This window comes from Empedobacter sp. UBA7620 (assembly GCF_002484185.1).
GTDB classification, from domain to species: domain Bacteria; phylum Bacteroidota; class Bacteroidia; order Flavobacteriales; family Weeksellaceae; genus Empedobacter; species Empedobacter falsenii_C.
On record NZ_DLJI01000059.1, the window covers coordinates 20,618 to 32,106 of the forward strand.

Genomic DNA, 11,489 nt, shown 5'->3' on the forward strand with positions numbered 1-11,489 from the left:
ATCTAATTGGATGGTAAATATTAAATAAATATAATTATGAAAAAGAAAACGAAACAAAATATAGCTCGTTATAGCCTAGGTGCTTTTTTAGTGGTAGCGGGTATTACCCATTTAACAATTGCGAGAAAAGAGTTTAAAGCTCAAGTTCCTAATTGGGTGCCCTTAGATAAAGATGACACCGTTGTATATTCAGGGATTTCCGAAATTGCTTTAGGAAGCGCTGTTATTTTAGCTCCAAAAGAAAAAAAAGAGTTTGTTGGAAAAATAACAGCTGTTTTTTTCGCTGCTGTATTTCCTGGAAATTGGGCTCAATATAAAAATCATAGAAATGGATTTGGTCTAGATACGGATCAAAAGCGTTTAGCAAGATTATTTTTACAACCATTATTCATGTTTTGGGCAATCAAATCAACTCAAAAATAACCATCATTCGAAATTTAAACCCTCAAGAATTATTAGTTAGATGGATTAAAATTGAAGTAATATAACACTTATGTTTTTTTTTCCTTCTTCTCCATCATGTCATAAAACCTGTTACTCGTAGAAAAGCACAAATTAAGCTTACAAAAAAAACGAATATTTTGTAGGTAATCTAAAATTGATCAGACATCTATATCATAGTTTGCTCTAACAACTTTTTCTCCAAAGTTTTTATCCTTTGGATCATGTGTATATAGCAATTCTCCTGAATTCTTATCAAAAATTAAACTACTACTACTGATAACATAAAAATAAAGAGAATAACACGAAACAACCTCTTTAGAAGCAATCTATAATGATTAATCATTAATGAATATAAATAAGAAAATATACATAGAATTGAGTAGAATATTTGATGGATTTGAAATAAATTTAGATGATAAAATAATTCACGATGGATAAATTGTCATGTTTAAATAGCATTCATGCGAATGATAAGGGTGTCAGTGCGGTAAGTATTTTCAAAGGAGAGTCAAGTAATGTAACATCAATTCAATTATTGGAAAATAATATTTTAAAAGAGCATACCACAAAAATAGCTGCGCTGCTTTTATGTGTTACTGGAAAAGTGGTGTATTCTGATGAAAATGACCAAACAATAGAGTTAAGCTCTAGTGATTATATAACTATCGAACCTAATGTTATACATAAGTTAGAGGCTTTAGAAAATAGTCAATTGATTTTAGTGAAATAAGGTCATAGAAAAGAACACGATGATGTTGTAAATAACAAACTCGTATAAAATCTTAAACCCAAATGTTGTTATCTTAACAAATATGCACGAATTACATTTATTATTAATCTTTCATTTAATAGGCGCTACAATATGGGTGGGTGGTCATATTATATTAAGTTTAGTTATTTTACCGCAAGTATGGAAAGAAAAATCGGTAGAAAAGTTATTTTCTTTTGAAAGTAAATACGAACGTATTGGACTACCTGCTTTATTAATCATGGTCATTACAGGGGTAAGAATGTCCTATATTTATACCATCAAAATCAGTAATTGGTTTCATTTCGAAAATCCAATCGAACGTGTTGTCTCGCTAAAACTCATAGGCCTTGCTACGATTGTCTTATTGGCTATAAGCGCTCAGTTTTATGTGCTTCCTCGTCTAAAATCAGATTATTCAAAACTTCCTCTGATGACATTTCATATCATAGCCGTAACAACTATTAGTATACTGATGTTAATTTTAGGTAGTTTTGTACGATATGGAGGGATTTAATTAAATTATTGGTAAATAGAATCTCAATCTGTTGTTATTTTGAGATATAGAGTAATACTCTTCTTTTTTCATATCAGTTCTATGTATCTCTGTGGTAGTAATTCTTTTCTGTAATTCTGAATACGGGCTTTGAATCTCTCAACTTTCAGAATTACATCCTCAAAACTTATTACGTAGAACTTAAATCATTTTCAGAAATAAATTTTGTCATTCTGACTTTAACATTAAAACTTATTTCTAAAAACTCAAATTAACTTATCGTTATAAATTTCTTTTCAAATAAAACGAATTTAATATTACGTTAGTTTTGCTGTTTTACACACATGAAAAAACAAATTTCATTTATTTTAATTCTTCTCTTTTCTATATTGAATGCACAACAAAAAGAAATTAAATTAGCCTTTCTTTCTGATATTCATTTTCAAGATTTGTATGGCAACTTTTCGGATAATGATTTTAAAGGAATTATCAATCCGAAAACAGGAAAAGCAACGATCTTGAGAACGATGGAATCTCAATTGCACTCGACAAGGATTTTTAATGAAAACTATTTTGCGTTTATTGCTGCACTAGATGATATTGTTTCTAAAAATATAAAAATTGTAGCAATGCCAGGCGATTTTTCAGATGATGGGCAAGCATATAATCTCAGAGGTTTACATAAAATTTTGGAAGAGTATAAATGCAAATATAACATGAAATTTTACTTAACAACAGGTAATCATGACCCCGTAGGTCCATTTAGGAAAGATGCAGGAAAAGATGACTTTTTAGGAGAGAATGGAAAACCATTTGGAATTTATAGTAAAGAAAAGATAGATGAAAAACCTTCAAAAATTTATACAAAAGACATTGCTGAGTCGGGATATTTAGAAATTTTAAACGAATTGAAAGACTTCGGATTTTATCCGCAAAAAGATGATTTATTTTGGAGTACACCATTTAATAAAAATCTAATTTCCTCTTATTCTTTTGATGATGCTTTAGTAGCAGCCGATTATACTAAAAGGATGTATGAAGTCGAAAAAGGATTTTCGGTTCCTGACCTAAGTTATGTTGTCGAACCGATAAAAGACGTTTGGCTATTGGCCATTGATGGCAATACGTATATTCCAAAGAATTTAAAAGAAAATTCATCTAATCCTTCTAATTATAAAGGTGCAAGTATTGGTTATAACAATGTTTTGACAAACAAAAAACACTTGATAGAATGGGTGAAAAATATTACTGCTGAAGCAAAAAAAAGAAGCAAAACACTAATTGCTTTTACGCACTACCCTATGATTGATTTTAATGATGATGCATCTTCAGAAATAGAAAAATTATTGGGAGATAAAAAATGGCAATTGGAACGTGTTCCACAAGAAGAGGTTGCAAAAGTTTTCTCAGAAGCAGGAATTAAAATTCATTTTGCTGGGCATATGCATATTAATGATACAGGAAGTAGAAAAACAGAAAACGACTTTTTAGTAAATATTCAAGTACCTTCTTTAGCAGCTTACATTCCGGCTTATAAAATTTTGACAATAAAATCAGCTGATAAGATGGAAATTGAAACACAAATCTTAGATGATGTACCTCGTTTTGATGAATTATTTCCATTATATGAAAAAGAATTTTTGGCTTTACAAAAAGACAGCAATAAATTAAGTTGGAACAAAGATATTTTGAAAACGAAATCATACAGAGAATTAATGCTTTTTCATCTAAAAGAATTGGTTCGTTTACGAATGATTCCGAATGATTGGCCTAAAGATTTTATAGAAAAAGGACAAAACTTGAATGGAGAAGATTTACTACTTTTAGGTTACAAAGGAATAAATAGAAAAATAATTCAGTCTAAAAATTTTAAAAAATGGACATTTGATGATTTAATTCTTGATCTCTATAAATTTCAGTCGGCAGATGAATTGGCGAAAAGAGATATTCCAAGAGAGCGATTGGAACAATATAAAGTGCTGGTAGAATTATTTGCAGAGAATCAATCGAAAGATCAATTTATCTTACAATTGAAAATGTTGTTTAAAATACTTTCACATTTATCGAATGGTGAACCTTCAAATCATTTTGAAATTGATTTTAAAGAAAAAAGAATCAAAAATATATAAGCAATAAAAGCTCATTCAACGAAAGACAGCGATAATATTGTGTTTTAATATTACGATTTTAGATTAACGAATAATCCTTGTCAAGGTTTTCAACCTTGACAAGGATTTTATTTCAATACATCTTATATTAAAAAAAGATCATTTACTTTCCTACAACAGGATTTTTTCTTTCGTAAGTATTATCATCGAAACTAATTTTGAAATTAGATTTGAATAATTTACTTGGTTGATAATAATCTGTTGTGATGATTTGAGCACCACTTTTTTTCGCATTTTCAAAACGAGAATAGTCTTCACTTCTAGCTTCCATCGTATCAGCATCTGCTCTTGTGCGGACAATGTAACCTTGTTTTACTAAATTTTTAATTTCATCTGTTTTCTCAGGGTCATTTCTAAATACTATAGCAGATTCTACTGTTCCTGGAGTTGAATTTGTAAAAATCATTCTGTTTTTTAAAGAAGGATGTCCTTTTGTATATAAATCTCGGTTTGCTCCATTATTATCTAATACAAAAATAAATTTCCCTTTCACATCTTTTACTTTAGGCCAATTTCCTTTGGTAATGGCTTCGTTTAAAGTTTTGTAAGAACCCCTTATATCATCTGGAGTGATGATTTTATTTTTTCCTAAATATTTTCTCAATTCATTATCCAAATCATCAAATAATTTTTCTGTGTAATGTTCAGGCTCTGTTTTAAATTCATTTTCTTTGCCATCTTTTGGCTCTAATGTAATAAATACTGGTGTATGATTAGGATTTGCATCAGACCACTTTTTTAAATCTTTCAAACAATCTTCAAGTGTATAATACCATGTCATATAATCGATATCAGTTATATGGATCATTTTATAACCTGGTTTATTCATTTTTTTGTCAGGATCGAAAGGCTGAGTTGTTTTTACAAAATCTAAAATTTTAGGATGCGCATATTTTCCTCCTTTACTATCTGCGTAAACATCAATTTCTAGATTTCGTAAACCTAAATCTAATTGTTGAGGAATTGGAATATGTTCGTACTGAATTCTTGGTAAAAAATTCATAGAATCTCTTTCTGATAAATAGTTATAAACCTCTGGTAATATAGCTTTCTTATAAGAGTTATGCGAACCAATAACTTGAATTTCATTGATTTTTAAATCTTCTAAAGTTTGTGTTTGCGCCAAAGAAAAACTAAAAGGAAGTAAGTATAAACTAAATAAAATGGTCTTTTTCATTGCTCTAATTTTTATAAGAACCGAAATTACATTGTTTATTCTCAAACAATTTTTAGTTATTGTTAAGTCTGTTTTATAGTATTGTAAATTTTCTGTTTGATTTTCAGGAATGTAATCGATTATTTTACCTTATGGTTATGTTTTGATGATTTTAAATTAAAGTGTTTTTAAAGAGTAGAGACTTACTTTGTATTCCGAAAAACAAATCAACAGCTAGCTTAACAAAAACCACTGCTGCGACAACAACAGTGGAATCTAAGTTAAGCATCGTAAATGTGATACTTTACTTAATAATATGTACCATAAAATTAAACATTTTAAACTGAAAAAACTAATTCCTTTGGCATTTGTTTTCTTGTATTGTAACAAGGCGGAAGCAAAGGTTTTGAACGACAATTCTAATTTCGAAATACAAGCAGCAGATGCTACTGTAAAAGGAATTGTACAAGACGAGAATGGATTTGCTGTTTCGGGCGCAAAAGTTATTATCGTAGAAACTGGAAAAGAAGTAATAACAGATGAGAACGGTTTATTTTCTATTGAGGCAGAGGTTGGACAAACTTTAACTGTACAATTAGAAGGATTTACCATTCAGAAAGTTGTAATTGATTCGGCAGAAATGACAATCCATATTTCGAGTGAAACAAGTATTTCTGATGAACATGCTTTACAAGAAGTAACGTTGGTTGGATATGGTTCTCAGAAAAAATCTGATCTAACAGGATCTGTAAGTCAATTAAAATCTGAACAATTTAAAGAAGGAATGAACATTTCTGTGGATAACTTAATCCAAGGAAAAGTAGCTGGTGTTCGTGTTGTGCAAACAAGTGGAGAACCAGGCGCTGGAATGAATGTTTCTATTCGTGGAGTTGGATCTATTCGAAGTGGTAGTACACCTTTATTTGTTGTAGATGGTGTGCCGTTAAGCAATGAAAATGTAAGTTCTGGTGGACCCAATGTTGGTTTAGGAAGTTCAAGCGCAAAAAATCCATTAAACTTTCTAAACACAAGTGATATAGAATCGATAACTGTTCTTAAAGATGCTTCTGCCTCAGCAATCTATGGAGCAAGAGGTTCTAATGGTGTTGTTTTAATTACAACAAAACAAGGAAAAAAAGGTGATGCACTTTTTACGTATGATACTTACTTCGGTGTTTCGAATGTGATTAAAAAATTAGACTTGATGAATGCTGATGAGTATAGAAACGCCGTAGATCCTTCTTACGATCATGGTGGAAATACAGATTGGCAAGATGTATTGTTTCGTTCAGCAACTTCTCAAAATCATGCCTTTTCATTTTCTAAGAAAACGAATACAGGAAGCTACTATGCATCAATTTCTCATATGGATCAAGATGGAATTATTGAAACAAGTAATTTCAGAAGAACTACAGCTCGTTTAAATGCAGAAGAATCTTTCTTAGACAATCAACGTTTAAAAGTTAAGTTCAATTTAACAGCTAGTGATATTAGAGAAACCGGTTTACCAAATGGTTCAAATGCTGGTTCAGATGGACAGTTGGTCATTCATGCCTTAATGGCTAATCCTACACGTTCTGTTTTTGATAAAAATGGTGATTACACAAATTTCAACATGAACGCTCATTATAACCCAATGTATTTATTAAGTAAGTATAATGATCATACAAATACATTTAGAGTTTTAGGAAATGTTGAGGCAACTTTACGTATTCTTCCTGGTTTAAATTATAAATTAAATTACGGTATTGACAAATCAACTTCGGAACGTAATACGACGATGTACCCAAACATTACTGATAGAACGCCGAGAGGAATGTACACACAAAGTAATTTAGAGTCGTTGAGTAATTTAGTTGAGCATTATTTAACTTTTGACAAAACATTCAACAGACACACTATTAATTTATTAGCAGGTTTTTCTTACCAAAAATTTAAATTTTCAGGAACTTATTTTGGCTTGACTAATATTGCAGAACAAGGAAGTGGTGTTGCACCAGAGAATAATCCTGGTTATTCTGGAACTGCATTTATTCCAAGTCCTGGTTACGCACAAGAAAATGAATTACAGTCTTACTTTGGACGTGTAAATTATAACTATGATAGCCGCTATTTATTTACAGCATCTTTACGTGCAGATGGTTCTACTCGTTTTGGAAAAAATAATAAATATGGCTATTTCCCATCTTTAGCAGTTGCTTGGGCCATTAATAAAGAAGAATTTTTAAGAGGTTCTTCTGTTGTAAATGAATTAAAATTAAGAGCAAGTTGGGGACAGACAGGTAACCAAGAAGTTCAGAATAAATTAACGCAAGCGAGTTCGTCATTATCTTCTTCTGCGGGTTATTGGTTATATAATCAAAATGATTTGATTAACGGAGTAATGGTAAACAGAACTGCAAACCCTGATTTGAAATGGGAGGTTGTTGAACAAACAAATTTTGGAGTTGATTTTAGTTTATTCAATAGTAAGTTATATGGGTCGTTAGAATATTATAATAAAACAACTTTAGATCCGATTTTAAATATTCCTTCTGGGCCATTAAGTCCAACGAGTACAGTTTGGCAAAATGTAGATGGAAAAATAGAAAATAAAGGATTTGAATTGACTTTAGGTTCTCAAATTATCGATCAAAAGGATTTTACGTGGTCATTAGATGTAAATGCAGCAACATTATCAAACAAAGTAAAAGACTTACCTGTTTCCGAAATATATTCAGGAGAGATTTCTGGGCCAGGAATGTCAGGTGTTTATGCTAATGTTTATAAAAATGGATACCAAGCAGGATCATTTTATATGCTAAAATATTTAGGAATTGACGAGCAAGGTAAATACATATATGAAGATACTGATGGGAATGGTTCAGTAGGAACTGAAGATAGACAAATTTTCGAAGGTCCACTTCCAAAAGTAACGTACGGGCTTAACAGTTATATGCGTTATAAAAGGTTTGATTTTGCATTCTCTTTTATTGGTCAAGCAGGAGGATATTTAGTCAATAATACTAATCTCAATTTAAATATTAACAATTTAGCATCAGACCGTAACTTGTTAAGAGATTTTTACACTTCTGGAGCAAGTGCTGAAAATTTACCGCAATTATCATCACTTTATTTAGAGAAGTCAGATTTCTTACGTTTAAATAATGTTCGTTTAGGATATAATTTTGGAGTTGAGCAATTAAAATGGGTAAAAAGTTTAAACTTATGTGTAAGCGCTCAAAACTTATGGACAATCACAAATTACAGTGGATATGATCCATTGATTGACACATCAAAAGCTGTATCAGGAAATCAATCATTAGGAATTGATTATGCAACTTACCCATCTGCGAAAACATTTATGGTTGGAGCAACTTTAAAATTTTAATACCAGAATTTATTATCATGAAATTAAAAACAATAAAAATATCTTATCTATTTTTCGCATTACTTTCTGTGAGCATTTTAAGTTGTACAGATTTAGAAGAGCAAGTAGTTGATGAAAGATTAGGATCAGAATCACCAAGTCCAGAAAACGCAATTGCTGCAGCCTATGGACAATTAGGAGACGGAACTTTCGTAGATCACGGAAATGTTTTCGGTTTACAAGAATACTCTACTGATGAAGCAATTTTACCTACACGAGGAAGTGACTGGGGAGATGGTGGAAAATGGAGAGCATTATCTGAGTTTACTTGGGACGCTTCAAATCCTCAAATAAAATCAGCTTGGGATAATTTAAATTTCGGAATAACGAAATCTTTAACCGCCATACAAGCAATAGAGAAAAGTAGTGTTGCTAACAAACAATTATTTTTAGCTGAAGCAAAAGGTTTATTAGTTTTTTATACTTATCATACATTAGACCTATACGGACAGGCTCCTTATAGAGATCCAATGGATGTAAATGCAGAAATTGTAGTAAGAAAAGCTGATGTAGCTATTGATGAATTAATTACAGAAGTAGAAGGTATCATACCAAATTTAGCAAATATTGGAGAGCAATCTACACATATGGGAAGATTCACTAAACAAGCAGCTTATGCTTTATTAGCTGATATGTACATGAACAGAGCTGTTTTAAAAAATAGATACTCCAACACTTTCGATTTTAATGAGAGTGCTGTTAGTGGTGGTGTTTCTGATATGGATAAAGTAATTGAATATTCTTCAAATATAATCAATTCAGGACGTTTTAAGTTAGAATCTAATTTCTTCCGTAATTTTGATATTAGTAATGATGACGGAACAGAATTAATATTTGCGGTAGTACAAAAAGCAACTGCAAATAGTTTAAGAAACAGTTCAAACAGTTTTGCATATATGCCTGTTGAACGTGCACAAAAACCTTCTCCAGACAATAGAGGAACTAATGCTACAGGAACGACACCAGAGTTTTACCACAGTTGGGATGGAAATCATGAAGACCCTCGTTTTCACAGACATTACCAATATGAAGATGGAACTTGGTTTATGAATGATGGAACTGATGTTAGTGTTCCTGCTACAAGTTTAGTAGAAGGTACGGGAAAACCTTGGTTTCATTTTAATAGAGGTATTCAAGCAGGTGTTCAATATGGTCCAACTATTTTAGCGAATGGATCTTTTGAGATGGTAAATGGACGTATAAAAGTAAATCAACTAAAAATGGAAAAAAACACCAATTTACTTGTTAATTTTACTCCAGAATATAACTTTGATAATCCTTTACAAGCTGTACTTTCTCAAAATCAAATTAACAGAGGAGCGCGTGTATTTAAATATGAGTTTGATCCTAGTTTTGGAAACAATGGAAATGGTAGTGTAAATATTTCTTTGTTTCGTTTAGGTGGAATTTATACATTGCGAGCTGAAGCTTATTTCCGTAAAGGAAATACAAGTGCAGCATTAGCAGATATTAACATGTTAAGAACCAGTAGAACAAGAGAAGCATTATTTGGTAATGCGCCAGGTGTTGCAATCACTACTCTTGATGAGGCTACTTTAGTAAAGGAAATCGCTTTCGAAACATATTGGGAATTAGTAAGAAGAAAACAATTAATTCGTTTCGGAAAATTTGAAGAAGCAAGAACTGCAAAATCAGTAACTGCCCCTACAAAAAGAATTTACCCGATTCCGCAAGCAACAATTGATGCTTCTAATGTATTTACACAAAATAAAGGATATTAAAGTAAAATTTTTTATATTATACTTTATTTAGACATTGTATCATAAACTGTGTAAGTATAAAATTCTACTTGGCTAGCCAAGTAGAATTTTTTTATACATCTCATAATAATATAGTTATTAACATATAAATTATTTTTTCCCAAAGACAATACTGTAAGAAAAGCAACTAAAAAGCGTATAATGTCGTAAAAAAATAAAATGCGATTATTAACCAATTCTAATCTTATATCAAAAAAAGTTAGAAGATATTCAGAATTAAGCCAAAAAAAGGAATGTTACTTTTAGTTCAAAATGGAAATTTTTAAATATAAAGAATGTTATTCTTAAAATACTACAAATTAACCAGTTGATCTAGTTGCTTTTGAATTTCTTCATTTTTTATTTTACGATGTGATGCACTGTACACACATTTTCCATCTTTTATTATTAAGATTTGGGGTGACTCATGCTGAACATTGTAACGACGTTCTATCTCATTAGATATTGGTCTATACGTTAATAAATCTAAATAATTCAGTTCAAAATCACTTTCTTTTACAACATCCCAAATGATATCACATAATCCACAAGTTGTACTGTGTTTATAAATAATTTTTGGTTGATTAAAAGATGCTTGATCAATTTGGTCTAAATCATCTAAAGTTGTAATATCTATTTTTTTCATTTTTGTTTCAATTATTTCATCTATAAAATTACATTGAAAAGAAGAAAAAACCTATTCTATTCAATGATTGTATTTCCTTTGTATGTCAAGCCATAGTTAATACTAGATCTAAGATTTTTTTTTATACTTATTATAAAATGTTAAACTTTCAATAAATTCACTCCACCAAAAACACACCTAAATCTTTTAAACTATTGATGAATAAAACACTTAACCCTTTCTGTATATAAAAATAACAGACAATAAAAACCTATTGCTAAATGAACTAGTAGTTGTTATGTTTTTTTCGGTATTTCATGGCTAAATATTTAATCTTAAAAACTGTTTTTAATAATTTCATTTAATTAAGATCTTTTTCAATGTATTTTAATTAAATGAAATAATATCCTTCCTCCTTCTCTCTCCAAAAAATTCCAAACTTCTTCAAAAAATATTTTTAACAAAAAGTTAAATGTTAATGATTTGGCTTGATTTAATTAAATAAACTTAAATTATCATTCGAATAAATATTCATTTTAAAAATATTTTCCTGAATTAATGCGCTACTATGTTATGCATACGTCGTAAAACTACTACATATTCGATTGTAAACGGTTAAAAACGGTTAATTAAAATATCTGTTTCTAATTTAGTCCTAGATAAAAATTAAAATAAATCAATCT

Annotated in this window: 8 protein-coding genes; 6 read left to right on the forward strand and 2 right to left on the reverse strand. The window is 30.2% G+C overall.

Going from position 1 to position 11,489, the window contains the following annotated elements; all coding sequences use genetic code 11:
• The first annotated feature begins 36 nt into the window (after positions 1 to 36).
• The 4 genes from B2217_RS15415 (at position 37) to B2217_RS15430 (ending at position 3,817) form a co-directional block, all read left to right on the forward strand.
• The gene (locus B2217_RS15415) at positions 37 to 423 is read left to right on the forward strand and encodes a DoxX family protein (RefSeq protein WP_180906457.1); all 387 of its coding nucleotides are present in this window, start codon (positions 37 to 39) and stop codon (positions 421 to 423) included.
• Positions 424 to 874: 451 nt separating this feature from the next.
• A complete protein-coding gene (locus B2217_RS15420; protein WP_180906456.1) occupies positions 875 to 1,174 on the forward strand; it encodes a hypothetical protein in 300 nt (99 codons plus the stop codon).
• 82 nt (positions 1,175 to 1,256) lie between these two features.
• Positions 1,257 to 1,709: a copper resistance protein CopD gene (locus B2217_RS15425; protein WP_180906455.1), complete on the forward strand. Its 453-nt coding sequence runs from the start codon at positions 1,257 to 1,259 to the stop codon at positions 1,707 to 1,709.
• A 323-nt stretch (positions 1,710 to 2,032) separates the two neighbouring features.
• Positions 2,033 to 3,817 (forward strand): metallophosphoesterase family protein, encoded by a 1,785-nt coding sequence (locus B2217_RS15430; protein WP_180906454.1) that lies wholly within the window; start codon positions 2,033 to 2,035, stop codon positions 3,815 to 3,817.
• 142 nt (positions 3,818 to 3,959) lie between these two features.
• Here B2217_RS15430 and B2217_RS15435 read toward each other — a convergent pair whose 3' ends face one another.
• On the reverse strand, positions 3,960 to 5,033 hold the full coding sequence (locus B2217_RS15435) for a phosphatidylinositol-specific phospholipase C1-like protein (RefSeq protein ID WP_180906453.1): 1,074 nt from the start codon (positions 5,031 to 5,033) through the stop codon (positions 3,960 to 3,962).
• A gap of 295 nt (positions 5,034 to 5,328) precedes the next feature.
• On the opposite strand from B2217_RS15435, the gene B2217_RS15440 reads away from it, so the two are divergent.
• The gene (locus B2217_RS15440) at positions 5,329 to 8,382 is read left to right on the forward strand and encodes a SusC/RagA family TonB-linked outer membrane protein (protein WP_180906452.1); all 3,054 of its coding nucleotides are present in this window, start codon (positions 5,329 to 5,331) and stop codon (positions 8,380 to 8,382) included.
• 17 nt (positions 8,383 to 8,399) lie between these two features.
• Positions 8,400 to 10,163 (forward strand): RagB/SusD family nutrient uptake outer membrane protein, encoded by a 1,764-nt coding sequence (locus tag B2217_RS15445; protein WP_180906451.1) that lies wholly within the window; start codon positions 8,400 to 8,402, stop codon positions 10,161 to 10,163.
• Between the two features lie 331 nt (positions 10,164 to 10,494).
• Here B2217_RS15445 and ytxJ read toward each other — a convergent pair whose 3' ends face one another.
• Positions 10,495 to 10,827, reverse strand: coding sequence for a bacillithiol system redox-active protein YtxJ (gene ytxJ, locus B2217_RS15450; RefSeq protein WP_180906450.1), 333 nt, complete (start codon positions 10,825 to 10,827; stop codon positions 10,495 to 10,497).
• Positions 10,828 to 11,489 lie beyond the last annotated feature (662 nt).